The organism is Thermoactinomyces sp. CICC 10523, from assembly GCF_016055105.1.
Lineage (GTDB): Bacteria > Bacillota > Bacilli > Thermoactinomycetales > Thermoactinomycetaceae > Thermoactinomyces_A > Thermoactinomyces_A daqus.
This window is the reverse complement of the sequence record NZ_JAECVX010000002.1, coordinates 89,199-114,785: the sequence shown is the minus strand read 5'-3', so window position 1 is coordinate 114,785 and position 25,587 is coordinate 89,199. Positions and strand designations below refer to the sequence as shown.

Here is a 25,587-nt window from a genome sequence, read left to right as displayed (position 1 = left end):
TGTATAGCAGTTTCCGGATGAATCCCACTGTTTGGCAGAAGGAAAAAATAGAACGGCTTCCCTGCCCGGCCATGAACGGCAACCTGCCAACTGCCGGACAGCTCACATTTCACAAGCACGCAAAGGGACAAATCCATCCATTCACTGCTCCACCATGACTTGTACGCGGGAAATCCTCCCAAGCGGATAGAACTTTTTTTCCTTTCCCACTTTTGCGTGCATCAGCCAATCTCCCCCGCAGTACTCAACCTTTTGCGGACTGACTGTGATCAGGTCGCCCTGATATTCCATCTTCAGCGCAAAACCATAATGAATGCTTTGTTTTACCATCTCTTTTACCATTTCGCGCCCGTATGCCCGCAGGCCGCTCGTCCAAATTTTGGGCAGTTTGTCGGCATTTGAGCGCATATCCAGCCCGGAAGGCCAATGCGTTTCCACACGCCACTCCTTTAAGGGAGACAATAACCGGCCCCAATCCACATGCTTGATGTTTCGTTCATCGTTGCCGTGGAGAGAATGGTGCATTTGTTGCACTTCCTGCCCGCTCTCCTGCAAAGCAGCCTGCGCCGCAGCAAAATCGGCAGCGGAAATGATCAACCGCTCCCCGGTAAACTCCGGTATGTTGATTCCTTTTTTCTCCAATATCCGGCGGCATCGGTCCAGTCTCTCCGGCGATCCATGCAGCAGGAAAGCAGACTCAGCCAGAATCGACGGAGCTTGGCGAAACCAGTGAATCACCTGTTCCTTTACAGGTTCGGGCACCTCCGTCCCGCTCCAGGCGGCCAGCAAGCTGAGCAAATCCTCTCCGGTCAGGCCATACCGCCTTGCCCGTTGAACGGAACGCTCATTCAACTCATAGATGAGCATCCGGTCTCCGCCCATGAAGTCAGCGGCCTGAGCCAAGACATAACGTTGCGGAAGAGGAAAGTAATAAGGAAGGTATATTTCCATGTGGGGTTCAATGTAAAAAGGCACTTCATCCGGCACCTGACCCTTCGGCGGGAGTTCCAGCCAGCGAAAATAAGTTTCGCTTGAGCCTGATTGTCCTTTTTCCATCCAGCCCATGGCCACGAGCGGATCGATCAATTGCTTTTCCAGATGCTCCAGGAGCGCAGGAGAAAAAAAGGGGAGATCCCATTCGGACAAAAAGCAAATGATCTCTTTCAAAGCGTACCAGTTCTCCGCCTCCAGGCATTCGAGCAGTTGCAAATAACCATGCAAGCCGTTCCTTTCGGCGGTGAGCAGATTAAAAACAGCCTGATAGAGGATTCTCATCATTTGGTCAAAAGAGAGCTGAAGCCACTGTTGCCAGTTCATCTGCCGCACTCTGACGGATTGGCTTGTTCGCTCTGTCAAACCGAGCAGCTGACTCAGTTCGAGCAAAAAGGAGATCCATGGCGGCAACTCATCCTGTTTCCCCCATTTTGTCTCCTTCAGGGAAGATGCATCCAAATCCAGCTCCACATCCAGCTTTTGCGCCTCTTTTTTGGGAATCTGCCCCGTTTTTGTCAACAACAGCGGTTCCTGTTCCAGCATAAACAAAAAGTGGAAAAACGCCTGCCAAATCCCTGCCGACGGTTCGGAACAATGCATAACGGAAGCGGCGTTTACCGGCTTTGGCAGGGAGCCGGCAGCAAGCGCCGCAATCCATGCCCGCCTCAGCTCAGCCGGAAGATAGTACAACCGTTCGTGAAACTGATTTCGCACGGGAAATATCCAGCCTCCCCGAAAAAATTCCGATATTTTCCTTCGGCAGGCTTTGAGCCCGAACTTCTGCTGCTCCCTGGGAATCTCCCTTTCTCTGATCACCCCGTTTTGGCTGGCGAACAAAAAATAAAGCAAAACGGCCCGCTTCTCCGACGGCATCTGCTGGAAACAGCGGCGCAAATAAGCCGGATCAGTCATGCGCCCGGCGAGAGCCCCGGGGTCAGGATCGGCCACCGAATGGAGATTGCCGATCCGCCTGATTTCTTCTTCGTTCAGCGATTCCAAACAAATCCACAAATCATCTGACATGCCGGCACTCCCTTTCCATATCGATCACCTCATACCGGTATCCCTGCTCGGCAAGATAGCTCTGCCGGCGCCAGGCATATTCCTGGTCGACCGTATCCTTCGTCACCAAATGATAAAAATAAGCTTTACTCCCTGTTTCCTTGACGCGCAATATGCGTCCAAGCCGTTGTGCTTCCTCCTGCCGGGAGCCGAATGTGCCGGAAATTTGAATCGCGACACTGGCATCGGGAAGATCAACCGCCATATTGGCCACCTTGGAAACGATCAGCACCCGGATACGTCGCTGGCGAAACTGGCGATACCACGCCTCCCTTTTATCTGCGGGCATACTCCCCGTAATCAAAGGAAATCCGTACCGTCTGGAGATTCTATCCAGTTGACGCAAATACTGTCCGATGATCAGGATCTGCTCATCCCGGTGCCGGTTGATAATCTCCTCGATCAACGGAATTTTTCGCGGATTTTCCGCCGCCAATCGCACCTTCTGCCGCTGGTCCGCCTTTTGATAAGCGGTTTCCCAGTCAGGGTCAAAGGGAATGCGAATCTCCCGCAGCACCGCCTCAGAGATCCATCCGTTTCTCTCCAATTCTTTCCATGATCCTTCGTAAAGCTTCGGCCCGACCAGGGAAAACACATCCTCTTCTTTCCCATCTTCCCGCACGAGTGTCGCCGTCAGTCCCAACCGGCGTTTCGCCTGAAATTCGGCGGTCAGGCGAAAAACCGGAGCCGGCAGCAGGTGAACCTCATCATAAATCACAAAGCCAAAATCACGCGAACGCAACAGTTCCATATGCGGAAATGATGCATCCTTTCCATCCCGATGAGTCAACATCTGGTAAGTTGTCACCGTCACCGGGCGAATCTGTTTGACCGTCGCCGTATACTCCCCCACCTCATCCGCCCGTAAATCCGTCTTATCCAATATCTCACGCACCCATTGTTTCGCCGACGTGCCATTCGGCGTCAATATTAGAGTCGCCTTCCCGACCCGCTGCATGATCGCCAGCGCGACAACCGTTTTTCCCGCACCGCATGGCAATACGATTACTCCCCCGCCATACCAGTCCGCTCCTTCGGCAAAATACGCTTCGAGCGCATCCTGCTGATAGGGACGCAAACCGCGAAAACGATCATGTTCAGAAAGCGAAAAGGAAAGCGATTCCCCTCCGGCAAAGCCGGTTTCGTCCAGTGGCGGATATCCGGCGGCAACACATGCCTGCTTTACGGCTCCAAGTGAATGCATGGGAAATATGAATGCCCGCTCACTTTCCGGTACGGGTACAGTTTCCCGCTTTAAATGCGTCAGGATTTGTGGGAAAATGGAAGGAGATGCACCAACCAGTGCAAAGGTGTGCTCTTTTCTTCGTTGCAGTCGAATCTGCCCAAACCGGTTGATCGTTTCTTCCACCCGCCGCTCAAATGCACCGGTCAACGGAAATTTGCTGTGCGAGCGCAGCCATTCCAGCAGACTTTTGGCCGACATCCCGGAGGCTGCCGCTTGCCACAGGGTAAACGGCGTTAAACGAAAAGTGACAAGCTGCTCCGTTTCTCGTACCTTTTGCGCAAAGCGGTTGAGTTTCAAACTCAGTTCACTTCCGCTGTCCGCTATTTTTTCCAATAAAACGGTACCGTCGTGCTGAATGATCAGCCCCTTTTTCAGCAAACTTTTTTCTGACATTCTTTTCCCTCCATCTCTATTTTTTCCTAACGGCTGAAAAGCTATTGATATTGCAAAATACTCTGTCGAATCATGCAACTTTTTCTCTTCTTCATCGTCTATTTCATACAACAAACCAAGCTTGGAGGAGAAAGGATGCGCAAGCTGATCGCTCTGATGCCGATTCTTTTGCTCATGACCAGTTGTCAAATCGCAGATGCCCCCGGACTAACAGGAGGACTGAAAATGGAAGAACCCAAAGAAAATATAACTTTTCATACCATCGAACCTTCCGGGCTGCCGGAAGAGATTCAGAAGCAAGTGAATCAAAAACTGGCGACACCGAAGAAACAGGCTGTTCTGTTTCACGAAGATAGCCGACATTTCGCTTTGATTACCCTGGGCGAACGGAAAACGGCCGGGTACACCATCACCGTTGACCAAGTTGTCCGCCGGGGAAATACCGTAACGGTATATGCCACGGAAAAAACTCCGGCGAAAGGAAGCTTTGCCGCACAGGTGATCACCCACCCTTCGATTATCATCACTTTTTCCGCCAAACAGCCGGTGCAGCATTTAGAAGTGAAATGGGCACAAAGCTGACAAAAAAAGGAGGCGAATTCCCTGTGAAAAGGGTTCCGCTTCCTTTTTTCAAGCAGTTTTATATCCCTTGCATCCCTAAAAAAGCGATAAGTACAAATGATCGATGATGTCATTTTTTCGGCTGTTCAGGCTGATGCGGTTGTTCATATGGATCCTTGACCGGTTCATATGGTGTCATGATTTCCGGAAAATACGGCTGGGAAATTTCAGGTTCGTGTGTTGGATACGTTACATCCGGTATCTTAAAACAAATCATTTCAGCTTCCCTCCTCGTTATCCGTATTGTTCCCACTCCTTCCGGTTTTACGTTTTCACTTTTTCCCATTAAAAAATCCCTCCGACCGGCAGCCGGGGGGAACAGTTGGGAGGGGAGGAAGCGTGCATGCTTCCCGTATGATCGATCCATGCATCGCAAACGGTATATATCTCTTTCCGAAAAACGGAATTCGGGTCAACCTGTCACTTTCCGGCTGGAGCCCGTTTGTTGCGACGATCCATCATGACCGCTTTTGATTTTCATAAGCTCTCAGCCATGGGGACTCCGGCGATTCCGGCGACTCCCATACCGGTTTTTCCGTGCCGGAATACGCTGGTTGTGGAGGAGGAGGCATCATCCCCGGGCCTTGCGGAGGGATCGCCGCTCCCGGAAAACCTTGTGCGTGAACCGGAGGTGTGGGAATCATCCAGGGATGCCATGCACCATAAGGCGGCAGATAAGCAGAGGTCATGCTTTGCCCTCCGCAACATCCGGAACCGGCAGGCGTATAATGGTAATGATAATACGGGATAAACCCGTATGTGTAAGCAGGATAATTTCGGAAGCCAACCGGACCCGGTTGGTAATATCCGTAATCCATGTCTGTCCCTCCTTTGATCTGACGATACACCACCAATATATGCCCGCCCGGCCTGCCTTATGAGAGAAACCCTCTTCCTACAGCCCCTGCACCAGTCCTACTCCGGTAAGCGGATCCCGCCCCGCCGGCGGCAGATCGATCGCCCGGTGATACAGCATGGCTTTCAACTCGGCCGAAGTCGCCCTGGGAAAAGCAGCCCGATAGATGGCCAGAACTCCCGTCACATGGGCTGCGGCCATCGAGGTTCCGCTCAACACCGCATAACGGCTGTAGAAATAAGTGCTCAAGATCCCCGTTCCCGGCGCTGCGATATCCACTTTTCCGGTGGCTGAATACGAGTCCCGACGGTTTAACTTATTCAGCGCCGCCACGGAAATCACCGGGGATATCCTTGCCGGGATCGAAACGGTATCGCCTTTTCCGGACGCATTTCCATTGTTCCCTGCGGCAGCGACAATCAAAATCCCCCTGCTTACGGCTGCCGCAATCGCTTGCGCCAAGGCCGGGTGAATCGTTTGCCCGCCGCTGATGCTGATATTCAGGATATGCATCCGATTGGCAATCGCCCATTCAATTCCCTTAATCAAATTGGAAATCGTTCCGTGTCCTGCAGAATTCAATACCTTGATCGCGTAAAGAGATACCTTCGGGGCGATCCCGACCACGCCAAAGTGGTTGTTTAATGCCCCGATGATTCCGGCAATATGGGTCCCGTGGCCGTTATCATCTTGCGGAGGCAGAAAAGGTGAAAGAACATTTACGCCGCCTTTAATGTTTGAAGCCAGATCCGGATGATGAAAGTCGAGCCCGGTATCAATGACCCCCACCCGCACTCCCGTACCGTTGTTCAATCTGCGTTTCCCGAGGACCCTTGCGACATTCCAGGTCAGCACCTGGCTGTTGACGGCCCTTTTGTCATTGATCCTGCGGGAGGCTGAAAACACTTTTTCGATCTTGAAAAAAGGCAGCCGCAGCAAGCGGTCTTCCTGTATACTGATTAAATCCGGGTCCTTTTTCAATTTGAAGGCATTTTTCGAGGATTTAAACGATGCCGTAACGGTGGAAGAATATTTTCCGACATGGTGAATCTGTCCCCCGGCTTGTTTCACGATTTCAGGTTTGGCAACTGAACGAAAAACAAACGTATAACGTCCTTCCGGTGAAACAGCTGACATAAAATCACCCCTTTATTCTAGTTATGAATAAAAGGGTGATTTTGCTTGGACTAGATTGGTAAGTATTTAGTTGATTTTAAGTTTCGCCATCCGGCTTCTTTGACTTGCTTGAGGGAATTCTGCCCGCCCTCTTCACCGCATCTTTTAATAGAAATTCAATCTGTGCATTTACACTTCGAAATTCATCGGCCGCCCATTTTTCTATCATATTGTAAAGCCCTTGATCGATTCTCAGCAAAAACCGCTTTTTGTTGGTACTCATGTAAACAAGGTTCCGGTATTAATTACCGGAGTCGTCTCTCCTTCAGATACCAAGGCGACCATCAGATTATTCACCATCGCAGCTTTTCTTTCCTCATCCAGTTCGACGACGCCCTTCTTTTCGATGTGGTCCAACGCCATTTCCACCATGCCGATCGCACCTTCTACGATTTTCTGCCTGGCTGCAATCACCGCCTGCGCCTGTTGGCGGCGAAGCATCGCCTGGGCGATTTCGGGAGCATAAGCCAAATGGCTGATCCTCGCCTCCAAAATTTCCACTCCGGCGATTTTCAGCCGCTCTTGCAGCTCGGTGCACAGATTTTCCGCCACTTCCTCCGGCGCTCCCATCAACGAAGGAAGCGACTGGTCATGGCGATCATAAGGGTAACGGCTGGCCAGGGAGCGGATGGCGGTTTCGCTCTGGATCGCCACAAAAACGTTAAAATCCTCCACATCGAAAAGCGCTTTGGCGGAGTCGATCACTTTCCATACAATCACAGCGCCGATCAGAATCGGGTTTCCATCAGCATCGTTTACTTTCAGTTTATCACTGTGAAAATTGCGTACGCGCAGGGAGATTTTCTTTTTTGATGCGAAAGGATTCGCCCAAAAAAACCCATCTTCCGCAATCGTACCGGCATACTTGCCAAAAAAGGTGAGAACGCGGGCCTCATTCGGCTGAATCATAACGAATCCGGGGAGAAGCAGAACGGCCACCACCAGAAAAATGATCCCAATCCCGTAGATGACGAGTCCGGCTCCGGCCAAAAGCAAGAAAATTTCGAGCAACAAAAACAAAAATCCATTTGCCTTCCATGCAACTCTCTCTTCAGTGCGTGTCATGCGCTGCCCCCTTATCAATTTGTTATCTATATGATATCATTATGATAATAAAAAATCCATTCCTGCGGCCGAAAAAGGGCTCGGCGAAGGAATGGAAAATGGTCATTGAGTAAGCGGTGTCAGAGATGGCAATGCATCAGTGCGGGTTTGGACAGTTGAGATGAAGAGTTTGGCAAGCTCATCATATCCCGTCTGGTTCGGGTGTACTTCATCGCTGAAATATTCTTTGCGATTTAAAAAAACATCAAACGGGTTGATCAGTTTGGCTCCGAACGGGTTGCAGATTTTCTCCAAGGCACGGTTAAGGGATTGGATGAGAAATGAGGCTTTGCCAACGCCGATTTCATAAGCTGGCAAAGGAATATAAAATCCGAGCACACGAAGCACCGCCGCCGGATTTTCTCTGCGCATCAGCGTAAGCATCTTCCTGACATTATCCTGAAGTTTATGGGTTGTCTTCATAATTTTTCTCAGAGTCAACTCATTATTTTCATAAAGCGAAATGAAATCGCATCCCCCGGTGGTGATGGTAATGTGCGTCATTCTAGGCAACAGGCGAATCATCGCAGGGTTGCTCACCAAGGATAGCAGTTCGTCAGAGGTCATACCGGAAATTCCAAAATTCCGCACATAACATTGGTTTGAATGCCGCAAATGCTGAAAATATTGGGCAACAAAATGTGCGGAAGGGTTACTGGCTCCAATCCCCTCCGTGAGAGAATCTCCCAGGGCCAGATAAGCGACAGGTGAGATCCGCTGTTCGTTCATGCCTTTCCTTCCTTCCCTTCTTCCATTTCAAAAGCCACCGCATGCGCTATACAAGGAATGGCTTCCCCCTGTTGGTATGAAACGGTACTCAATAAGGCACCGGTCGCGACTACCAGGATGCGCTTCCACTTGTTCCGCATCATTTCTCTCAACAGATGCCCATAGGTTACGACAGCACTGCATGCACACCCGCTGCCGCCGGCAAATGTTTCTTGCTTCTGGGTATAAATCATCAACCCGCAATCCGCAAAATGTTCCCCCATCTCAAAGCCAGCATTCTTCAGCAGCTCCCGCGCGATGGGCAATCCCACTTTGGCAAGATCCCCGGTGACGATTAAGTCATAATCTTCAGGGGATCGGCCGGTATCGGCAAAATGCGCTTGAATCGTCTGCGCGGCCGCCGGCGCCATGGCAGAACCCATATCCATCGGATTTTTCACGCCCAGGTCGGTTACTTTGCCAACGGTGGCATAGCGAACAACCGGGCCGTCACCCGAACGCCCCAACAAGCAGGCACCTGCCCCGGTCACGGTCCATTGGGCCGTCTCCGGCTTTTGTCCGCCATACTCTGTCGGATAGCGGTACTGCTTTTCTGCTGTACAATTGTGGCTGCTCACACCGGCGATCACATGACGGGCATAGCCGCCATCGACCAATACCGCCGCCAAAGCCAAAGACAACATCGAAGTGGAACAGGCGCCGTATACGCCGAGAAACGGAATCTGGTTCGTTTTGGCGGAAAACGAGGCGGAAATGTTTTGGTTCAGCAAATCGCCGGCAAGATAAAAATCGATTTGTTCCGGGGTCAGGCCTGCCTTTTCTATGGCAAGGGAAACGGCATCCTCAAGCATTTTGCGTTCCGCCTTTTCCCATGTTTCTTCCCCGGCATACAGATCCGGATAAATTTTATCGAAACTCTCCCTTAACAATCCTTCCCCTTCCATCGGGCCGACTGTGGCAGCACTGGACAGGACGCGAACATCATTTTGAAATTCCCATGTGCTTTTTCCAATCAGCTTGGTTCCTGTCATTTCGTCTCCCCCATGTCATCTCACCAGTCCGGTCAAGGTATAGATCAAACCGATCACAAAGGCGGACAGCGTTCCAAACACAATCACTGCCCCTGCCAGCTTAAACATGTTTCCGCCTACTCCGAGAACATAGCCTTCAGCCCGGTGTTCCAGCGCCGACGAAGCAATCGAATTGGCAAATCCCGTGACCGGTACGGCCAATCCGGCGCCGGCCCATTGACCGATCCGGTCGTAAACTCCCAGCCCGGTCAAAAGGCAGGAAATAAAGATCAGTGTGGCTGCGGTCGGATCGCCGGCCTTTTCCGGTTTAAACCCAAACCAGTGAATATACATCAGCATGAGCGCCTGGCCAAGTACGCAGACCAATCCGCCGATCACAAAAGCTTTCAGGGAATTCATCCATATTTTAGGCTTGGGCCGATGTTTGTTTGCGATTTTTTCATAAGCCAATTCCTTTTCCTTCTGTCTGTGCTTTTCCATCGCCATCGCCCCCTTTTTTCGATCTGTCCGTTTTTAGAGTGCGCCTTCCCACTCTCTTTATGCATCATAAAAAATGCCTCCCTGCTATTCTGACTGCACTCCGTACGCTTCGCCGAGCAAGGTCTGCGCTTCCCGCATGCATTCGACTTTGATCCACTCGTTCAGCAACTTTTCTTTATAGAGAAACCCGTGCAGTTCCGCTTCAATCTCACGATGGTCCGGTGTTTGTTTCACCGCAATGATTCGCCCGCCCATTCGCCTCAGCGCTTTTCTGCTCTCGCTTTCTTTTTCCGCCAGACGTTCTGACATTTTCCTTATTTGTTCCAACCAAATTTCCTTCAGTTTGCAGGGGGAACGGGCCACGGTCCGGTAATCGGCCTGCAAGACAAGGGCAAGCACCTGCAAAATGGCCGTTTTTTTGACCAAGGTCAGGAAAGACTCATATTCTTCGCCGGAAATCATCACAGCACACGTCCTTCCCTTGACGTAAAAAGCCGCCGGGTCAACCGGCAGCTTTTTACCTTTCGGGTTATGACTTGAGATCATTTGATGCATTCGGATTATGCGTTTCTGAAATTTCGTTGAGAGCCTGGCTCGCTTCATCTTGATGTTGCTCGCGTACAGCCATGTCCCCAATCGACACGACACCGACCAGGCGGTTGTTTTCCACGACCGGCAACCGGCGAACTTGTGCTTCAGCCATTATTCTCGCCGCTTCATCCACCGTCATGTCCGGAGTTCCCGTCACCAGGGAAGTGGACATAATGTCAGCCACCGAACCGGAATTGGGCTGTTTGCCGGCGATTCCGCGCACAACGAGGTCGCGGTCGGTAATGACTCCTTTCAAGACGCCGTTTTCCACTACGGGAACCATCCCAACATTCGATGCCCGCATTTTGGAAGCTGCCTCAAAAACATTGTCCTGCGGCGTAACGTATTCCACATCAGTCGTCATAATCTCACGCAACGTGTGCATCAAAGATCCCCCCTGAGCCTTATGGTAACCAAACGGGGGATTCTCATTCTCCCTTTCCGCTTCCAAGAAACCGCATAGCCGTCCGAACCCACAATTCCGCCCCGATTTTCATCGCTTCTTCATCGAAATCAAAAAGGGGATGATGGTGGGGAGCCGTGATATTCCGCTCCGTGTTGCCGGCGCCCACAAAGCAAAATGCTCCCGGCCGTTGCTTCAGGTAATAGGCGAAATCCTCCCCTGCCATCACCGGATCGATTTGCCAGACCCCCTGCTCCCCGACAATCGCCTTGGCGGACTCGGCCAATATGTCAGTGGCGGCAGGCTCATTGACAACCGGAGGGTATCCCCAGGTATAATCAAACCGGTAATCTGCTCCAAACATCCGGCAAACCCCCTGAATCACTTCTTCCATCCTGGCCACGATCGCTTCGCGCGTCTCTTGCTTAAAGGCACGGACCGTTCCCCAAAATCGGCAACGCTCAGCAATCACATTAAACGCATTGCCGGCTTCGATTTGACCGACCGTGATGACGCCTGAATCCAGGGGATTGAGACAGCGGCTGATAATCGTCTGTAACTGGACAATTACATGGGATGCAATCACCACTGAATCAACCGCTTCATGCGGCAGTCCGCCATGTCCGCCTTTGCCGATGATCTCCACTTCAAAGGAATCGGCGGATGCCATCAGTTCCCCGCTGCGAATCCCAATGACCCCGCAAGGCAGAGGAGTCCACAGATGGACGCCGAAAATGGCATCAACCCCGTCCAGCACACCAGCGTCGATCATGGACACCGCACCGCCCGGCAACAACTCCTCCGCATGCTGAAACAAAAACAAGATGGAACCGTCCCATTGCTCCCTGAGCTCTATCAAGACGGCAGCTGCCCCGAGCAAAGTGGCCATATGCCCGTCGTGTCCGCAGGCGTGCATCACTCCCGGAACCTGTGACCGGTAGGAGCAATCCTTTTCATCCTGAATCGGCAGTGCATCCATATCAGATCTTAAGGCGACAGTTCGCCCCGGCCCTTTTCCGCGGAGAAGTCCGACAAGGCCATGCCCGCCGATTCCCGTTCTCACTTCCAGACCGAGGCTTTTCAAAATGGAAGCCACTTTTTGCGCGGTTTCCTTTTCCTTAAATGAAAGCTCGGGGTTACGGTGAAAATCCCGGCGCCACTCAACCATCCGTGGATAAATTTCCGCAATTCGCTCTTTTATCCTCTCCATTTATCTCTCCCCTTTTCATTGGCACACGAACTGAAGCGGCAGCGGATATTTTTTGAATACTCATGTTTCTCTAATTTCGGACTTCTGTCACCCCCGATCGGTTGCGCTTACATGGGTAATCGTACTATCATAAATAATGATTCAATTCGGTGTGAAATGCAAAGGGAGGCGCCCAGATGATTTTTAACCACATAAAAACCAAAGGTATCAAGAAAGAATTCGGCGAAATGGAAAAAATCATGAAAAAATTGGGGTTTGTCCGCTGGTCCTGGGATTATGAGAAAGTCACTTATGATTTGAAATATACGTCTGATCAAATTGATTATTTCTTGCGCTTGCGGGCAGATGTAATCAATGACAAACGTCTCGAACACCCGAAAGCACTTCTGGAAATCGGAACCCCGGTCTTTGTGCGCCACTTTTTCCCGCACGGTATCGATGAAACAGCAGAGGTTCCCGAATCGTTACGGCAACAGGTAAACGCCAAACTGGAAGAACTGGAAAAAGCGTTAAACGGCTGACCATCGTTGCTGCAAAACGATGACGGTCTGCCGGCACCCCCGGGATGAAAACGGAGTGAAATACCGGGGTGGCAGGAACCGCAGGGATGCCGCCTGCTGCACCAAGGCAAAAAAAGAGGGTGCTTTCGATCCTCACCCTCTTTCCTCATTTTATTTTGTTTTCCGCAGCCTTCGAATCGTGAAATTCCCCCAGCTCCACCCCGTCCACTTTGATGTTCACCTCTACCACTTTCAGGCCGGTCATCATTTCAACGGCTTCTTTCACCCTTTGTTGCAGATTCCGGCACACCTCGTCAATTTTCACCCCGTATTCCACAATCACCCGAAGATCGATTGCCGCCTCCAATTTTCCAACCTGAACGTTGACCCCTCTAGTGATGTTTTTGCCGCTGACGCGTTTGGCCAGTCCCTCGGCCATCCCGCCTGACATGCTGGCAATGCCGTTTGTCTTGCTCGCCGCAAACCCGGCGATCACAGCGACCACATCATCGGCAATGCGCAGCGTTCCACCTTGAAGATCTGCCATTTGTTTTCCCCCTCGTTGTCATAAAATCGCATCGGAACATCACACGGAAGACAAGCAGTCCCAGGCCTAGCTCACTTTGTATCCTGCGATTTTCACCATCGTTTGTACCTGAGGATGGGTCAGATTCACTTTGTACCCGTAATATGTTTTGGAATCCATCTCAATTTCCACAGGTATAATATATTTCCCTTTTAACAATTTTGAAAACAATTGGTTGGCTTCCAGCTCATCCAAATGAAATTTGCGAATAAAATCATTCTTTATCCAAGTGCTTCCATAACTCTTCCCAATATTATTGGGATCGTGATACCACTCATAAATTTGCACGACCGCGTTATGAATGAGCCGGTCGACACGGGAGAGATTTTGGAATTGGTGAATATTGAGAAATTCAAATAAATTGTGGGTGTTATCGCAGAATTCATGCAGCCCGGCCGAACGGGACAAACTTTCATCACAGAGGCAAAAAAGTTCCACCCGTTTTCCCTTTGACCATAGCCGGTCCAGGAGGGGGATCATGTCCTGATCTGCACTGACGATAATGTAGGTGCTGATCTCCGGGATCTGGTAAAGCACTTCCATGGCGTCAAGGCAAAGCTGGATATCTGCCGCGTTTTTCCGGTCCCTGCCGTCTCTGCCGTTTCCGTATACCTGATGCACATGAACTCTTTTTTTCTGGAGGCTCATCATGGACAAATCCAACTGCTCAAAATCGGCATATGCCTCAATCATCCGGATCGATTCTCTGCCATAATGGTCTTGCAGGCGCAAAAACAGGTTGTGTGATTCATCGGGATGGTCAGGATCCATGTGATATTTCTTCAAACCGTAGTAAACATTCTCTAAATCAATAAAGATCGCTGTATCTTTTACCCTGCCATTCAACCATTCTACCTCCTTTCTAATCATTCAAGCATATTTAATTATTTCGATCCTTGGGAGAGTATTCCTTCCAAAATCGGCTAAAACAGTCTGCAATCTACTTTGATAGGATTTGACATATTTCGATTGTTTCGTATGCTAAATTGAGGATTATTTAATATGTTGTTCACACTTTTTCCATCGAGAGGTTTGTTTCCTGTTTTTGACAAACGAAAATTAAGAGGTGAACATTTTGAAGAAAAAGTGGTTTGTTGCCTTGCTCCTTCTCACAACAATCATCAGTGCGGGAGCACACTTTTTTACCCACAATCAGCCTTTTCAATTTGCCAGTGCCTGTTTGTCCCTTCTCTTCTGGGCGGCGCTTCTGGGGAAAGCGACCGAAAGCGTGGCCCAATATTCCGGCGAACGGCTGGGCGGGCTGTTAAATGCCACCTTCGGTAACGCGGCGGAGCTGATTATCGCCATCTTTCTGGTGAAAGCCGGATTGTTCGACATGGTTAAAGCCAGCATTACCGGCTCGATCATCGGAAATCTGCTGCTCGTGCTCGGGCTGAGCGTATTCGCCGGCGGATTGAAATTCAAAATTCAGCAATTCAATCCACTCTTAGCCGGTCATAACGCTTCATTGATGATGCTGGCGGTCATCGCCCTGTTTATCCCTGCCGTCTTTATGCACGGTCTCACCCGCAGCGAAATCAGCATGGTCAGCGTCGTCATCGCCATTGTCCTGATCATCGGATATTTTCTGTGGCTCTATTTTTCCCTGGTCACCCATAAAGAAGAGCTGGGGGATAAAGTGGACGGCATGCCTGATTTGGATCAGCATGAAGAACCGGACTGGTCCAAAGGCGTATCACTCCTGTTCCTGCTGATCGCCACTGTCTTCGTCGCCATCGAGAGCGAATGGCTTGTACATAGTGTGGAATCTGTAGCCAAAGCGCTGGGCTGGTCGGAATTGTTCATCGGGGCCTTCCTGATTGCGATTATCGGAAATGCTGCCGAACACAGTGCCGCCGTCTTTATGGCGATGAAAAACCGCATCGGAGTGGCTGTTGAAATCGCCGTCGGAAGCAGCCTGCAAATCGCCTTGTTCGTCGCTCCGGTTCTCGTCTTTGTCAGCCTGTTATTCGGCAATCCCATGAACATCATCTTCAGCAATTACGAAATTGCGGCAATCGCCGTGGCCTCATTGATCGCTTCCTCGATCTCCCGTGATGGATCTACCAACTGGTATGAAGGAATTCTGCTGGTGCTGGTTTACATCATCTTGGGAACTGTCTTTTTTGTCGTCTGATCCCCCTGAACACGGGAAGGCCCTTTCGCCAAAGTGCGGAAGGGCCTTTCTTGGTGCAACGGAACCGGACATGATCGTTTTTTATTCAAAATTACCCGGCAGGAATCTATAAATTAATAATGAAATAATTTAATACTAAATATGAATACACTTTTTAAATGATAATTCCATTTTAAAAACAGTGATCACCACACCAAACGTCAAAATGGCATTCTGCATGCCGTCATCCTTTCCGAAAGCACCAATCTTCCATAGAAACGAGGTTGCCTGGTTCCTGTCCGGCGTGATCATCTCGTTTTAAAATTTAAAAATGAATTAAAGGGGTGACAAACATGAATGAACAGCAATTGATCACGTTTATCGAAGTGGCCCGTAAGCGTCACTTCCGGCACGCGGCGGAAACCCTGAACTTAACCCAACCTGCCGTCAGCGCACAGATCCGCAGCCTGGAAGAAGAATTGGGAACCACTCTCTTTTACCGGTCGCAAGTGAAACTGACGGCCGGCGGTGTTCTCTTTTATCCTTATGCGCAAAAAATTCTTGATTTGATGCAAGAGGGGCGCGAAGTGATTACCGAAGAAAAAGAGAAAGCCCATAGCCCCGTAACGATCGGGACGACTGCCTGCCTGTCTTTGGCGATTGTCTCCCGCATCTCGAAATATTTCCAAACGGGCAGCCCCGGGCTTCCGCTCAAAATCCTTAACTTGAGAACGGAAAAGATGATGAAGCTGCTTCAGGAAGGGCAAATCGAACTGGGGATTGCCTATTCCTATTCCCCGTTGCCCTCCCAAGTGGAAAAAAAGACACTGTTTTACGATTCCTTTACCCTGATTGACTCAGCGACCCGGCCAGTTATAAATAATAAAAGGTCTTTTCTCCCTTTGAAAGAGTTGGATAAGCTGCCGATGATCTCATTTGCCGGTGCAACCACCGAACGGGATCTCCTGAACGAGATCATGAGAAGATACGGAATTGAACTAAATATCCAAATCGAGCTGTCCAGCGTTGAAGAAATCAAGCGGTTGGTTGCAGAGGGTTTCGGCACCGCCCTGATCCCCGGACTCGCCCTGGGCAGCGGAGATTTCCGCTTGCGCCACATCCGGGTAACCCAGTTTGAGCATACGCTCCCCGTTTTTCTCTATTTTCTGAAAAGGCGCTACCTGCCCCGCGCAATTCGCCAGCTGATCCATGATATCAGCGGGATTTATCCTGTCGAATCGGAAGAATAGAAAAGACTCCCACAAGGAGTCTACGATCGTAATCTTTATTTGATTTCAGGAATCATGGAAGAATTTTTGCATATAAATCCGCAAGTTTTCGTTCAAGATCATGAATAATCTGCTGACCTTGCTCACGTGTGATCAATCCGGCACGAACAGCAAAGTCGATTTCCCGGGATAAACCAAACATCTGTGTATCTAAAACTTCCTCATATAAAGGACATTTCGGCAAAGTTAAATTATCCAATTGAACCGAAATCAATTGAGCAATTTTTTCTGCATCTTCATTTAAGAGTTGCACCGCGCGCAGATTTAAATCGGTCTGTGTCGGTGTGGTCAACGCAAACCCCCCCATCGACCGTTCTACTCGGGATTGCGGAAAACGGCCCTAATACCTGTACACTAATACTAATCATAGTGTATCACGATCCTCCTGCTTTTGCAAAACACTTGCATCCTGTCACGGCTGCGTCCCCCCGTCCCAGCAACGCTGTTCTCTCCGTCACCGTCTCTTCTTCTGTTTTTTGCAACGCCAAACTTCGCTATAATGAATAGGGCATGATCAAATATTTTATGAAACAGGTGATCGCTATGAGTTCCGTTATTCTCATAACCGGAAAAGTTCAGTTCAAAATCAATCTCGATCCGACGATCTGGATCATCGATGACCGCCGTTTTTCTTTAAGCGATCGCATCCCCGGAACGGAGGGGCTGGCCATGGAACTCGCGCCTTTTCTGAATAACGCCGGGCCCGCTCCAGACGCAACCCACGTGATTCTTCACCGTTCGGTGGGAGAAAAAGTGATCCTGACAATGGAACAAGCGCAAACTTCCTTTTTGTGTTTTGCCAAGGAAAATAAACCGATTCGCGAAGGCGGCCCGGCCCTTTTGTATCTGGCAGACGGCAGCAACAAAGAGAACCCGGTTTCCCATCTGACCGAACTGGAAGTAACCAGTATGTGAGAAAGAGAAAAAGCAGGCAACCGGCTCGCTCCAGCTTGTTGACAAAGTCCCTTCTTGGTACTTCCTCTGCTCCCGGCCCCCTTCGCCGCAAAGGTCGCACAAAAAAGCACCAATCCCCTTCCGCCTGAACTTGTCGACAGCCTCAGCGGGCAACCAGCCTGCTATTTTTTATATCCCTTTCATATCAAAAAACGATTGGATCATATAGGCAGGTCAGACTTGCCTTTCACCAAGATGCCGTCCGCCATAAAAGGCGAATATCACTTTCCCTTTGGCAACAGATAAAAAGTCGCTGTCGCATAGCAGATTCGCTTCCCTTTCTCGTTGGTAATTTCACAATTGAGAACAGCCAGCGTCCGGCCAAGGTGGAGCAGTTCCGCGCGTGAAATGAGCATTTTGCCCGTCCCCGGTTTTAAATAATTGATCTTCAGTTCAGCTGTTACTGCTCCCGAACCTTCGGGAAGCAGACGGTTGATGCAGGAGCCCATCGTGGAATCAGCGAGCGTCGCCGCGATCCCTCCGTGCACAATGCCGCGGCGATTCAACATAAACGGGGTAATCGGCACGCGAAATTCGTATACTTTCTCTTCGATAAACCGGCCGGACAAACCGAGAAAGCCGGAGAGATAGGCGCTGTTCCGTTCCCGTTTCTGCCGGATCGCCTGTAAGGCCAATGCCAGCACTTCTTTTTCTTCTTCCGTCCCGTTTTCCAATACTTCCCGCAGCTCATCCGCCAACGTCATCCCTGATCCCCCTCTTTCTTTACAATGAAGGCGACAACAAATAGTGATATAAGAGCAAATAGGTATTTTTCAAAGCTTCGAGGTGTGTGCGTTCATAGGCGTGAGAACCGTCGACGCCCGGCCCGATCAAGGCATGCATCATGTCATAGCCAGCCCGAACCGCCGCACTGGCATCGGAAGCATAAAAGGGGTACAAATCAACCTGATGGTAGATTCCTTCTCTTTCGGCTATTTCGATCAGTTTGGTCGTAAGTCCGTAATGATAGGGACCACTTCCGTCTTTGGCACAGATGGAAACGCAGTACTCATCCGTCGTTTGTCCTTCACCGATCGCGCCCATATCCACTGCCAAATATTCACGGACCTGCGGCGGAATGCTGGAGTTTGCACCAAATCCGACTTCTTCAAAATTGCTGAAGAAGAAATGGGTTGTGTGCGGCAACCGGACGGATGACTCATGCAAGTAAAGCAACAGTTCAAGCAGAATGGCCGCACTCGCTTTGTCATCCAAATGACGCGCTTTGATAAATCCCGCCTCTGTCGTCACCACCTGCGGATCAAAAGATACAAAATCGCCGACGCGAATTCCCAGTGCCTTTACATCCTGCGCCGATTTCACCCGCTCATCCAACCGGACTTCCATGTGCTCATCCGATCTTTTTTGCTCTTCCGCATCAGCATAAACGTGGACCGATGTATGGGAAGCAAGGATCGTCCCCGAAAACATCCGGCCTTTCCTCGTTTCCACCCGGCAATAAGCCCCGTCGACGGAAAACCAGCCGAATCCCCCGATTTTACTTAACCGCAAGCGGCCGTTCTCCTTGATTTCCTTCACCATGGCTCCCAACGTATCCACATGGACGGTAACCAGTCGATGAACCTGGTCGTTTTCTCCCGGAACCGTGACGATTAATCCGCCTTTGGCTGTAAGCATCGCATTTAGACCGGATTGCTTCAACCGGGAATGAATGTAATCGACCGCTTTTTCCGCCCTGCCTGTCGGACTGTGGATTTCCAATAATTGAATCAGGGTTTGAAGCACAGTCTCCTCAGGAAATGAAATCATCACCAAAACCTCGCTTCCCTTTTAATGTCGAAAGAAGACGGCTTCCTTCTATATTGTCTGAGAAGGAAGCCGTAGAACATCCATCACTCCGCCAGCACAAATCCGGCCGGGATTTGCATCCGCATCATTTGATTAAATCAGGAGCGGTTCTCATTTCTGTTCCACTCTGGCGACGACGGTTTCTCCTGCCTGAAGAGAACCGGTTGCACAGAGTTCCAGTGACCATGCCGCCGATTCCGGAAAAATAACGGGCGTGATCAGAGGTTTCCCGCTGTTTTTAATCTTCTCCATATCAAAATCGGGCAATTTCTGGCCGGCCGAAACCCGATCTCCTTCCGATACATATGCCGTAAATCCTCCCTCTAATTCCACCGTATCGATGCCGACATGAATCAGGATTTCCAAGCCGTTTTTCGTCTTGATTCCAATCGCGTGTTTGGTCGGAAACAGATTGGTGATTTCACCGTCTGCCGGAGCATATACTTCGCCCTTTTCCGGTTCGATCGCAAATCCGTCGCCCATCATCTTCTGCGAAAAAACCTGATCGGGCACCTCTTCGAGCGGAACGTAACGCCCTGTTAGCGGGGCGGCAATTTCAACCGACTTTTTGCGTCTCCAGAACAAACCCGATTCCTCCTTAAAAAGATTCGCTTGCCTTTAAATTTTCCGGGTTGAGCGGAATTAAGTCATCGACCACAAACAGCCCGTCTTTGCGGATCAGTTCCCCGTCAAAATAGATTTCGCCTCCGCCGTAATCCGCGCGCTGGATCAAGACGAGATCCCAGTGGATGGACGACCGGTTGCCGTTGTCTGCCTCCTCGTAGGCCTGACCCGGAGTGAAATGGAAACTTCCGTTAATTTTTTCATCAAACAGGGTATCTTTCATCGGATGGTTGATGTGCGGGTTGACGCCCAGGCTGAATTCACCGATGTAGCGCGCACCCTCGTCAGCATCCAAAATCTGATTCAGCCGTTCGGTATTATTCGCGGTGGCATTGATGATTTTTCCGTTCTTCAATTCAAAGCGGATGTTTTCAAAGGTGACCCCTTGATAGACCGATGGCGTATTAAAGGTGATCACGCCATTGACCGAATCCCTCACCGGTGCGGTATAAACTTCACCATCAGGGATATTGCACTCCCCGGCGCATTTGATAACCGGAATATCCTTGATCGAGAAAGTGAGATCCGTACCCGGTCCGACAATGCGAACCTGATCTGTCCGCTCCATCCGTTTCACCAAAGGCTCCATCGCTTTGGCCATCCGTTCATAATCGACATTGCAGACGCGGAAGTAGAAGTCTTCAAATGCTTCCGTACTCATGTTGGCCAGCTGTGCCATGGCGGAGTTGGGGTAACGAAGCACAACCCACTTCGTATGTTTCACCCGTTGTTCGCTATGTACGGGATGATTGAACATCCGGGCATAGAGGTTCATTTTGTCTTCCGGCACGTCAGACAGCTCGCTCACATTGTCGCTTCCGCGCACCCCGATATAGCAATCCATCGATTTCATCTGGTTCAGGGCATGTTTCGCCATGGTTTCCATGTGTTCTTCCGATGTTCCCAGCAAGAGTGCACGGGTGACAACATGGTCATTCAGCTGCACATACGGGTACCCTCCCGCCTCATATACCGCTGCGATCAAAGCCCGGACCAGCTCTCTTTCCTTTCCAAAAATATCAATTAAAACACGTTCTCCCGGTTGAACCCGGCAAGAATGTTCAACCAATATTTTAGCTAATTTGGAAATACGAGGATCACGCATTGGAAAACATCTCCTTCTAATATGTATTCCCTTTGCAAAAAACAACGAACGTTTAAACGACGCTACTATTTTATCACGAGATGACTATAATTTAAAATGCTTCCATTTTAATCAATAGATAGGGTGGCACTCATTATCCAATTAATGCCACAGAAAGGCATTTATGACGAATCGCTACCTTTCCCAAAATTCTTTCTAGTCCGTAAATTCACAAGTTATGCACACCGCATACCCTCTTTTCAGATTGAATCCGCAGGTGTACAATAGCACGAGAAAGCTTTACTGCAGTCGTGTGAACGATTTTATTTTAACATTTACGGAAAGGATCGGGAAATATATCATGTTTGCTTTTGAACGTGTTGAAGGAGATAAAAAAACCAGCTATGAGCTGATCTTGAAACAATTGAAGCATCTGATCGAGGGTGAAAAAGACTGGATGGCCAATCTGGCCAATTGCGCTTCCCATCTGTATCACACTCTGAGCGATGTGAACTGGGCAGGCTTTTATCTGTTGAAAGGGAATGAACTTGTTCTCGGCCCCTTTAACGGAAAACCCGCCTGCGTCCGCATTCCGGTCGGACGGGGTGTTTGCGGCACGGCAGTAAAAGAAGAGAAAACGCAGCTGGTCGAAGATGTATTTGCATTTCCGGGCCATATCGCCTGCGATGCGGCCTCCCGCTCGGAGATTGTCATCCCGCTGAAGGCAGACGGAGTCCTGATCGGCGTTCTCGATATCGACAGTCCGGTAACGGCCCGTTTTACCCCGGAAGATCAAACGTATTTGGAGCAATATGCCCGCATCCTGGTCGAAGGAACCGACTGGTCCCCGCTGACCAGAGCTTGATCAGGTCGGAAGAGAAAATCTTGCAAACCCGAAAAAAAACCCTCTGGCCAAAAACCAGAGGGAAACATGCCTATTGCTGAATTCCCCGAAAATCGGCATAGATCCGGTAAGCACGGCGGATTTCTTCTTTCATCCACTCCGGAAATTCCGCTTCGTTCAAGCGATGGAGCTCAACCCAGAAATAGTGATCATGCTCCGAGCTTAACTTTAACTCGCCCAAAGGCTTGTCACAGGCAAATTTCACGATAATCAGGTGTTTATCTTCCTGAATTTCATCATAGATGTAGGCCGGTGCCACCACTTTCACTTGCAGCCCGGTCTCTTCCATCACCTCTCGCGCCAGCGCATCCATCAACGGTTCACTGGGCTCAAGCCCGCCTCCCGGAAAATCCCAGCCGTGCGTATCATTGGCCAGCCTTTCTTCCAGAGATTTGCGCAGGATGAGCACTCGGTCCTGATGATCAAAAATGATCGCTTTCGCAACAATTTTATATGGTTTGTTCATCGGATTTTCCACCTACTGTAATCGAAAAAAGGTTGAAGAAGCTGTGGCAATCAACTTTTTCCGTTCATCGGTCACTTTCGTCTCCAACAGGATAATCGTTTTCCCTTTTTTGATGACAGCTGTCTCTGCGGTCAGCCATCCGCTTTCTCCGGGTGCCAGAAAATTCACGTTAAGATCCAGCGTCACAGCTTTGGTTCCTTCATCCATATGGAAAATGGTGGAACCCATAGCCGTGTCGATAAATGTGGCTGTAATGCCGCCATGCAGGATTTTGTAGCGATTTTTCAGTTCATCGGTAATCAGCATCCGATGCACGTAAACGCCTTTTTCCTGGTCATAGCCGACCGCTTGAAAGTTCATTAGCTCTTCGACAAAAGCAAGAGGGCTGACCCGGGTTCGTTTCAGGGCTTGGACGAGTTTGTGAATGGTCCGAACTTCATTGGGATTCAGGTCTTGCAATTCTTGGTACAATGTTTCCAGTGTCATATGTACTTTTCCCCTTCTTCCATTCTCCATCTATCTTATCGAATCGGGAATAAAATGGCAACTCGCTTCCATTTCGTCCAAAAGCCGAACGCCCGGCGGTTTCGCCTTTTATCCGTCGATAAATCTCTCTTTGCCTTGTTGCAGGTGAGGTGTAACGTTGTAGGCTTTCACCGTCCAACCCGCATTTTCCCGGGAAACGAGCCGGGTGATGCTGGTATTTTGCAATATTCCTTTCCCGTAACCATATTCTCCTTCCGTCAGGAACGAGATGGCCAGATTGAGGCACAAGCCGTGGGCCACGATCAAAATCCGCTTCCCCCGGTGCTTGTCAACCAGTTCATTGAATTTCCGAACGAAGCGTGCCTGCACTTCTTCGATCGGTTCAATTCCAAACATTCCCCCGTGCATGCGGTACTTCTCCCAATCGGGATATTTTCTTTTCACTTCTTCCAGCAGCATCCCTTCCCATTCTCCGACTCTTTGCTCACGAAACTCAGACAGGCATGTCACCGGAAGCCCCCATTGACCGGCAATCCGCTCGGCAGTCCGGCGCGCCCTGACCAAGTCGCTGGCATAAACCGCCTGGAAGGAATGTTGCCTCAGATATTGCGCCAATAGTTCGGCCTGCTTCTCCCCCGTTTTGCTTAAAGGGACATCCCGGTGCCCCTGAATTCGCTTCTCCGTATTCCATTCCGTTTCCCCATGACGCACCAAGTAAACCTCTGTTTCCATTATGATCCCCCTGTCACGCGCTGAAAGCGGCCTTTCTTCCATTCCCATTCCAATGTCCGGAACAGATTTCCTTCCCGATTGTAAACATCAACGGTCAGTCTGTTCGCCTCTTCCGCATCGCCCTCAGCGGAGAGCACCAGTTGATAGTAGGAAACCGGCTGCGTCGGCGATTCGTGACGCTTTCCCTCGATGATCCCCTCTTTGCTCCCGATCACCAGCCGTTTGCCGGACAAATCGCCTGCGGTAAATTGCCATGCTTCCCCAGCATAACCCGTTTGGCCATCCCCTTCTGTTTTCTTCTTTTCAATTCCCGCCAAAAACCAGTCATTCTCGCCGGTTCCGCGCATGAGCAACCGGCATGGCTTCGATGATTGCAGGACGGACTGGCAAATTCCCGCCAATTGCTGATCCGACGGTGACCGGTACACTTGACGGGGGACAACGGCGGAAACCGCCACAATCTTTACATCTCCCCGGTTCCGGGCAAAGATGATCACTCCCCACGTCTGCCGATCGGGCATCAGCGGAATCGTGTAGGCGGACGCTTCATCTTTTTCCGCCGTTTCCCCTTTGGCCACCGTCCACTGCTCGCCGGCAGGTGTGGTGAGGGAAACGCGCAAGTCATCTTCCTCAAAAATCAGCGAGCCATGCCCCGCGAGTTCCTGATGATAACCGGGAATGAGAATGGCAGGCCGGACCCCGCGGCTGATTTGGTATTCCGTTTTCACCGTATTTTGCACCAGCTTTATATATTCGTCTCCATTCGGCTCCTTTGATGCTGACCCCAGGGGTAAATTAAACGACTGGATGATGGAAGAGTACCGTAAATCAAACACATCAAGGCGACAAGTTTCCCTGCTCCGTTCGGGTACAATCAACGCCAGATAACGCCCGTTCCCGCTGATTCCCAAAAGATAGGGCCGGGTTTTCAGATACACCGCAAATGCCGGCTCTGCCACAAGCTCTTTTAAAGCGGGTACTTCATTTCGGGCATAAGGCTGAAAGGAAAAGGGATAGATGCTCCCCCGCTGCCAAGGGGACATGGCGGAAAAAGATTGGCAACCTGCACAGACTGCGGACAAGAGGCAAAGCAGGACAAAAGAATGAAATGCTGATCTGGTTGTCACAATCACACCCCAAACTGGCAGTTGTTGATTGACCAACATACCCAAACCGTTAACAAAACCAACTGCTTCTTTTTATTTTAACGCAAGAACATACAGGGCAAGGGAACGTTCTTCGTTGTTCACAATGGTTCCAAAAAACCCTTAGCCGGAACGAGGCTAAGGGCGCAAAACCCGCTTTCCTCTATTCTTTTACTGCGCCGGCCGTGATCCCGGCGATAATACGCCGCTGGAAAATGAGAACCATCACCACCAGCGGAATGGTCACCATCACGGATGCAGCTGCAATTTCCCCCCAGGGAATCGTGTACTGACCTTGAAACAGGGCGATGCCGACCGGAACGGTTTTCATGTTTTCATCCGTATTGATGGTCAGAGCAAACAAAAACTCGTTCCAGGCGGCGATGAAGGTAAGAATCGCCGTGGTGAAGGTGCCCGGAACCGCCAGCGGAAACACCACTCTCCAAAACGTTTGCATAATGTTGGCCCCGTCCATTTTGGCCGCCTCTTCCAAGTCGGCGGGTATTTTCCGGTAAAAAGAGGTCAGATTCCAAACGGAAAGCGGCAGGGCGAAAGTGGTATAAGGAATGATGAGCCCCAGATAACTGTTAGTCAGATTCATCTCCTGCATAAACAGGAAAATTGGCGCAATTGTAGCGATCTGCGGAAACATCGACACCGCCAGAATCAGTCCGAGGATCACGGTTTTTCCTTTAAATTGAAGACGGGCAATCGCATAGGAGGCAAAAGAAGCGATCAGAATGCAATACAGGGTGGTGAAAATGGACACAACCAGGCTGTTCCAGAGATAAATCGCAAAAGGCCGTTCCGTAAAAACCCGCACATAGTTATCAAAGGTAGGGTGCTGTGGAATGAAATTGAAGGCCTGGTCGCCAAACAGCTCGAGCGGCGGTTTGACCGAAGCGATAAACTGCCAGAAAAACGGAAACAAGATCACGATCAGCATGGCGGTGATAAAAAGGTAAAACAGGAAGCCAGTTCGTTTTTTCTTCATCTT

Annotated in this window: 32 protein-coding genes; 7 read left to right on the top strand and 25 right to left on the bottom strand. The window is 50.1% G+C overall.

Annotated features, from left to right (window positions below; genetic code table 11):
• Positions 1-141 precede the first annotated feature (141 nt).
• Positions 142-2,016, bottom strand: coding sequence for a hypothetical protein (locus I8U19_RS03500; RefSeq protein WP_198055204.1), 1,875 nt, complete (start codon positions 2,014-2,016; stop codon positions 142-144).
• Positions 2,006-3,694 carry a DNA repair helicase XPB gene (locus I8U19_RS03495; RefSeq protein ID WP_033100990.1) on the bottom strand — a complete coding sequence of 563 codons (1,689 nt, stop codon included), beginning with the start codon at positions 3,692-3,694 and terminating at the stop codon, positions 2,006-2,008. The genes I8U19_RS03500 and I8U19_RS03495 overlap by 11 nt, the downstream gene beginning before the upstream one ends.
• A 135-nt stretch (positions 3,695-3,829) precedes the next feature.
• On the opposite strand from I8U19_RS03495, the gene I8U19_RS03490 reads away from it, so the two are divergent.
• The gene (locus I8U19_RS03490; protein ID WP_198055203.1) at positions 3,830-4,276 is read left to right on the top strand and encodes a protease complex subunit PrcB family protein; all 447 of its coding nucleotides are present in this window, start codon (positions 3,830-3,832) and stop codon (positions 4,274-4,276) included.
• 109 nt (positions 4,277-4,385) lie between these two features.
• Here the strand turns inward: I8U19_RS03490 and I8U19_RS03485 are convergent, their stop codons facing one another.
• Positions 4,386-4,532 (bottom strand): hypothetical protein, encoded by a 147-nt coding sequence (locus I8U19_RS03485; RefSeq protein WP_160173844.1) that lies wholly within the window; start codon positions 4,530-4,532, stop codon positions 4,386-4,388.
• Between the two features lie 122 nt (positions 4,533-4,654).
• On the opposite strand from I8U19_RS03485, the gene I8U19_RS17480 reads away from it, so the two are divergent.
• Complete coding sequence (locus I8U19_RS17480; RefSeq protein WP_255517803.1) at positions 4,655-4,789, top strand: hypothetical protein; 135 nt, start codon at positions 4,655-4,657, stop codon at positions 4,787-4,789.
• On the opposite strand, the gene I8U19_RS03480 is transcribed toward I8U19_RS17480, so the two are convergent.
• The 10 genes from I8U19_RS03480 to I8U19_RS03435 all read right to left on the bottom strand — a co-directional run bounded on the left by I8U19_RS03480 (position 4,774) and on the right by I8U19_RS03435 (position 11,895).
• Positions 4,774-5,133 (bottom strand): hypothetical protein, encoded by a 360-nt coding sequence (locus tag I8U19_RS03480; protein WP_033100987.1) that lies wholly within the window; start codon positions 5,131-5,133, stop codon positions 4,774-4,776. The genes I8U19_RS17480 and I8U19_RS03480 overlap by 16 nt on opposite strands.
• A 77-nt stretch (positions 5,134-5,210) precedes the next feature.
• Positions 5,211-6,308, bottom strand: coding sequence for a S8 family peptidase (locus I8U19_RS03475; RefSeq protein ID WP_198055202.1), 1,098 nt, complete (start codon positions 6,306-6,308; stop codon positions 5,211-5,213).
• 76 nt (positions 6,309-6,384) lie between these two features.
• Positions 6,385-6,570 (bottom strand): type II toxin-antitoxin system antitoxin, encoded by a 186-nt coding sequence (locus tag I8U19_RS03470; protein ID WP_198055201.1) that lies wholly within the window; start codon positions 6,568-6,570, stop codon positions 6,385-6,387.
• Positions 6,567-7,412, bottom strand: coding sequence for an SPFH domain-containing protein (locus I8U19_RS03465; protein ID WP_198055200.1), 846 nt, complete (start codon positions 7,410-7,412; stop codon positions 6,567-6,569). Before I8U19_RS03465 ends, I8U19_RS03470 begins: the two co-directional genes overlap by 4 nt.
• Positions 7,413-7,514: 102 nt before the next feature.
• Entirely contained in the window at positions 7,515-8,180 is a 666-nt protein-coding gene (locus I8U19_RS03460; protein WP_198055199.1) for a GDSL-type esterase/lipase family protein, read from the bottom strand.
• Positions 8,177-9,211 carry a stage V sporulation protein AD gene (spoVAD, locus tag I8U19_RS03455; protein ID WP_033100983.1) on the bottom strand — a complete coding sequence of 345 codons (1,035 nt, stop codon included), beginning with the start codon at positions 9,209-9,211 and terminating at the stop codon, positions 8,177-8,179. The genes I8U19_RS03460 and spoVAD overlap by 4 nt, the downstream gene beginning before the upstream one ends.
• A gap of 15 nt (positions 9,212-9,226) precedes the next feature.
• Complete coding sequence (gene spoVAC, locus I8U19_RS03450; protein WP_152568543.1) at positions 9,227-9,691, bottom strand: stage V sporulation protein AC; 465 nt, start codon at positions 9,689-9,691, stop codon at positions 9,227-9,229.
• Between the two features lie 84 nt (positions 9,692-9,775).
• Positions 9,776-10,153, bottom strand: coding sequence for a YhjD family protein (locus I8U19_RS03445; RefSeq protein ID WP_198055198.1), 378 nt, complete (start codon positions 10,151-10,153; stop codon positions 9,776-9,778).
• Positions 10,154-10,220: 67 nt separating this feature from the next.
• On the bottom strand, positions 10,221-10,667 hold the full coding sequence (locus I8U19_RS03440) for a CBS domain-containing protein (protein WP_033100980.1): 447 nt from the start codon (positions 10,665-10,667) through the stop codon (positions 10,221-10,223).
• Between the two features lie 43 nt (positions 10,668-10,710).
• Complete coding sequence (locus tag I8U19_RS03435) at positions 10,711-11,895, bottom strand: M20 metallopeptidase family protein (protein ID WP_198055197.1); 1,185 nt, start codon at positions 11,893-11,895, stop codon at positions 10,711-10,713.
• 176 nt (positions 11,896-12,071) lie between these two features.
• Between I8U19_RS03435 and I8U19_RS03430 the strand changes: the two genes are divergently transcribed.
• On the top strand, positions 12,072-12,416 hold the full coding sequence (locus tag I8U19_RS03430; protein WP_033100978.1) for a YugN family protein: 345 nt from the start codon (positions 12,072-12,074) through the stop codon (positions 12,414-12,416).
• A gap of 145 nt (positions 12,417-12,561) precedes the next feature.
• Here the strand turns inward: I8U19_RS03430 and I8U19_RS03425 are convergent, their stop codons facing one another.
• Positions 12,562-12,942 (bottom strand): Asp23/Gls24 family envelope stress response protein, encoded by a 381-nt coding sequence (locus tag I8U19_RS03425; protein WP_033100977.1) that lies wholly within the window; start codon positions 12,940-12,942, stop codon positions 12,562-12,564.
• A 66-nt stretch (positions 12,943-13,008) separates the two neighbouring features.
• Positions 13,009-13,827: an NYN domain-containing protein gene (locus I8U19_RS03420; RefSeq protein WP_160173843.1), complete on the bottom strand. Its 819-nt coding sequence runs from the start codon at positions 13,825-13,827 to the stop codon at positions 13,009-13,011.
• Positions 13,828-14,056: 229 nt separating this feature from the next.
• Here I8U19_RS03420 and cax point away from each other — a divergent pair, with 229 nt between their 5' ends.
• The gene (gene cax, locus I8U19_RS03415) at positions 14,057-15,118 is read left to right on the top strand and encodes a calcium/proton exchanger (protein WP_198055196.1); all 1,062 of its coding nucleotides are present in this window, start codon (positions 14,057-14,059) and stop codon (positions 15,116-15,118) included.
• A gap of 332 nt (positions 15,119-15,450) precedes the next feature.
• Positions 15,451-16,347, top strand: a complete 897-nt coding sequence (locus I8U19_RS03410; RefSeq protein ID WP_198055195.1) for a LysR family transcriptional regulator — start codon at positions 15,451-15,453, stop codon at positions 16,345-16,347.
• Between the two features lie 52 nt (positions 16,348-16,399).
• On the opposite strand, the gene I8U19_RS03405 is transcribed toward I8U19_RS03410, so the two are convergent.
• Entirely contained in the window at positions 16,400-16,678 is a 279-nt protein-coding gene (locus I8U19_RS03405) for an Fpa/YlaN family protein (RefSeq protein ID WP_033099067.1), read from the bottom strand.
• Positions 16,679-16,929: 251 nt separating this feature from the next.
• Here I8U19_RS03405 and I8U19_RS03400 point away from each other — a divergent pair, with 251 nt between their 5' ends.
• Complete coding sequence (locus tag I8U19_RS03400) at positions 16,930-17,301, top strand: hypothetical protein (protein ID WP_033099068.1); 372 nt, start codon at positions 16,930-16,932, stop codon at positions 17,299-17,301.
• Between the two features lie 260 nt (positions 17,302-17,561).
• On the opposite strand, the gene I8U19_RS03395 is transcribed toward I8U19_RS03400, so the two are convergent.
• The 4 genes from I8U19_RS03395 to I8U19_RS03380 all read right to left on the bottom strand — a co-directional run bounded on the left by I8U19_RS03395 (position 17,562) and on the right by I8U19_RS03380 (position 20,878).
• Positions 17,562-18,044: a PaaI family thioesterase gene (locus I8U19_RS03395; RefSeq protein WP_309485181.1), complete on the bottom strand. Its 483-nt coding sequence runs from the start codon at positions 18,042-18,044 to the stop codon at positions 17,562-17,564.
• A gap of 19 nt (positions 18,045-18,063) precedes the next feature.
• Positions 18,064-19,110 (bottom strand): M42 family metallopeptidase, encoded by a 1,047-nt coding sequence (locus I8U19_RS03390; protein ID WP_033099120.1) that lies wholly within the window; start codon positions 19,108-19,110, stop codon positions 18,064-18,066.
• Between the two features lie 150 nt (positions 19,111-19,260).
• The gene (locus tag I8U19_RS03385) at positions 19,261-19,734 is read right to left on the bottom strand and encodes a PTS sugar transporter subunit IIA (protein ID WP_198055194.1); all 474 of its coding nucleotides are present in this window, start codon (positions 19,732-19,734) and stop codon (positions 19,261-19,263) included.
• Positions 19,735-19,747: 13 nt separating this feature from the next.
• Positions 19,748-20,878 carry an aminopeptidase gene (locus I8U19_RS03380; RefSeq protein ID WP_033099070.1) on the bottom strand — a complete coding sequence of 377 codons (1,131 nt, stop codon included), beginning with the start codon at positions 20,876-20,878 and terminating at the stop codon, positions 19,748-19,750.
• 340 nt (positions 20,879-21,218) lie between these two features.
• On the opposite strand from I8U19_RS03380, the gene I8U19_RS03375 reads away from it, so the two are divergent.
• The gene (locus I8U19_RS03375) at positions 21,219-21,722 is read left to right on the top strand and encodes a GAF domain-containing protein (RefSeq protein WP_033099121.1); all 504 of its coding nucleotides are present in this window, start codon (positions 21,219-21,221) and stop codon (positions 21,720-21,722) included.
• A gap of 70 nt (positions 21,723-21,792) precedes the next feature.
• Here I8U19_RS03375 and I8U19_RS03370 read toward each other — a convergent pair whose 3' ends face one another.
• The 5 genes from I8U19_RS03370 to I8U19_RS03350 all read right to left on the bottom strand — a co-directional run bounded on the left by I8U19_RS03370 (position 21,793) and on the right by I8U19_RS03350 (position 25,584).
• Positions 21,793-22,227 (bottom strand): NUDIX hydrolase, encoded by a 435-nt coding sequence (locus I8U19_RS03370; protein WP_052153828.1) that lies wholly within the window; start codon positions 22,225-22,227, stop codon positions 21,793-21,795.
• 12 nt (positions 22,228-22,239) lie between these two features.
• Positions 22,240-22,713 (bottom strand): PaaI family thioesterase, encoded by a 474-nt coding sequence (locus I8U19_RS03365; protein ID WP_052153829.1) that lies wholly within the window; start codon positions 22,711-22,713, stop codon positions 22,240-22,242.
• A 108-nt stretch (positions 22,714-22,821) separates the two neighbouring features.
• The gene (locus I8U19_RS03360) at positions 22,822-23,445 is read right to left on the bottom strand and encodes a histidine phosphatase family protein (protein WP_198055193.1); all 624 of its coding nucleotides are present in this window, start codon (positions 23,443-23,445) and stop codon (positions 22,822-22,824) included.
• The gene (locus I8U19_RS03355; RefSeq protein ID WP_198055192.1) at positions 23,445-24,572 is read right to left on the bottom strand and encodes a hypothetical protein; all 1,128 of its coding nucleotides are present in this window, start codon (positions 24,570-24,572) and stop codon (positions 23,445-23,447) included. The genes I8U19_RS03360 and I8U19_RS03355 overlap by 1 nt, the downstream gene beginning before the upstream one ends.
• A 181-nt stretch (positions 24,573-24,753) precedes the next feature.
• A complete protein-coding gene (locus tag I8U19_RS03350) occupies positions 24,754-25,584 on the bottom strand; it encodes a carbohydrate ABC transporter permease (protein ID WP_198055191.1) in 831 nt (276 codons plus the stop codon).
• Positions 25,585-25,587 lie beyond the last annotated feature (3 nt).

Bases quoted from the DNA above. Each gene is read 5' to 3' on its own strand.
- I8U19_RS03500 (WP_198055204.1), bottom strand. From the start codon at position 2,016: ATGTCAGATGATTTGTGGATTTGTTTGGAATCGCTGAACGAAGAAGAA.
- I8U19_RS03495 (WP_033100990.1), bottom strand. From the start codon at position 3,694: ATGTCAGAAAAAAGTTTGCTGAAAAAGGGGCTGATCATTCAGCACGAC.
- I8U19_RS03490 (WP_198055203.1), top strand. From the start codon at position 3,830: ATGCGCAAGCTGATCGCTCTGATGCCGATTCTTTTGCTCATGACCAGT.
- I8U19_RS03485 (WP_160173844.1), bottom strand. From the start codon at position 4,532: ATGATTTGTTTTAAGATACCGGATGTAACGTATCCAACACACGAACCT.
- I8U19_RS03480 (WP_033100987.1), bottom strand. From the start codon at position 5,133: ATGGATTACGGATATTACCAACCGGGTCCGGTTGGCTTCCGAAATTAT.
- I8U19_RS03475 (WP_198055202.1), bottom strand. From the start codon at position 6,308: ATGTCAGCTGTTTCACCGGAAGGACGTTATACGTTTGTTTTTCGTTCA.
- I8U19_RS03470 (WP_198055201.1), bottom strand. From the start codon at position 6,570: ATGAGTACCAACAAAAAGCGGTTTTTGCTGAGAATCGATCAAGGGCTT.
- I8U19_RS03465 (WP_198055200.1), bottom strand. From the start codon at position 7,412: ATGACACGCACTGAAGAGAGAGTTGCATGGAAGGCAAATGGATTTTTG.
- I8U19_RS03460 (WP_198055199.1), bottom strand. From the start codon at position 8,180: ATGAACGAACAGCGGATCTCACCTGTCGCTTATCTGGCCCTGGGAGAT.
- spoVAD (WP_033100983.1), bottom strand. From the start codon at position 9,211: ATGACAGGAACCAAGCTGATTGGAAAAAGCACATGGGAATTTCAAAAT.
- spoVAC (WP_152568543.1), bottom strand. From the start codon at position 9,691: ATGGAAAAGCACAGACAGAAGGAAAAGGAATTGGCTTATGAAAAAATC.
- I8U19_RS03445 (WP_198055198.1), bottom strand. From the start codon at position 10,153: ATGATTTCCGGCGAAGAATATGAGTCTTTCCTGACCTTGGTCAAAAAA.
- I8U19_RS03440 (WP_033100980.1), bottom strand. From the start codon at position 10,667: ATGCACACGTTGCGTGAGATTATGACGACTGATGTGGAATACGTTACG.
- I8U19_RS03435 (WP_198055197.1), bottom strand. From the start codon at position 11,895: ATGGAGAGGATAAAAGAGCGAATTGCGGAAATTTATCCACGGATGGTT.
- I8U19_RS03430 (WP_033100978.1), top strand. From the start codon at position 12,072: ATGATTTTTAACCACATAAAAACCAAAGGTATCAAGAAAGAATTCGGC.
- I8U19_RS03425 (WP_033100977.1), bottom strand. From the start codon at position 12,942: ATGGCAGATCTTCAAGGTGGAACGCTGCGCATTGCCGATGATGTGGTC.
- I8U19_RS03410 (WP_198055195.1), top strand. From the start codon at position 15,451: ATGAATGAACAGCAATTGATCACGTTTATCGAAGTGGCCCGTAAGCGT.
- I8U19_RS03400 (WP_033099068.1), top strand. From the start codon at position 16,930: ATGAGTTCCGTTATTCTCATAACCGGAAAAGTTCAGTTCAAAATCAAT.
- I8U19_RS03395 (WP_309485181.1), bottom strand. From the start codon at position 18,044: ATGACGTTGGCGGATGAGCTGCGGGAAGTATTGGAAAACGGGACGGAA.
- I8U19_RS03390 (WP_033099120.1), bottom strand. From the start codon at position 19,110: ATGATTTCATTTCCTGAGGAGACTGTGCTTCAAACCCTGATTCAATTA.
- I8U19_RS03380 (WP_033099070.1), bottom strand. From the start codon at position 20,878: ATGCGTGATCCTCGTATTTCCAAATTAGCTAAAATATTGGTTGAACAT.
- I8U19_RS03375 (WP_033099121.1), top strand. From the start codon at position 21,219: ATGTTTGCTTTTGAACGTGTTGAAGGAGATAAAAAAACCAGCTATGAG.
- I8U19_RS03370 (WP_052153828.1), bottom strand. From the start codon at position 22,227: ATGAACAAACCATATAAAATTGTTGCGAAAGCGATCATTTTTGATCAT.
- I8U19_RS03365 (WP_052153829.1), bottom strand. From the start codon at position 22,713: ATGACACTGGAAACATTGTACCAAGAATTGCAAGACCTGAATCCCAAT.
- I8U19_RS03360 (WP_198055193.1), bottom strand. From the start codon at position 23,445: ATGGAAACAGAGGTTTACTTGGTGCGTCATGGGGAAACGGAATGGAAT.
- I8U19_RS03350 (WP_198055191.1), bottom strand. From the start codon at position 25,584: ATGAAGAAAAAACGAACTGGCTTCCTGTTTTACCTTTTTATCACCGCC.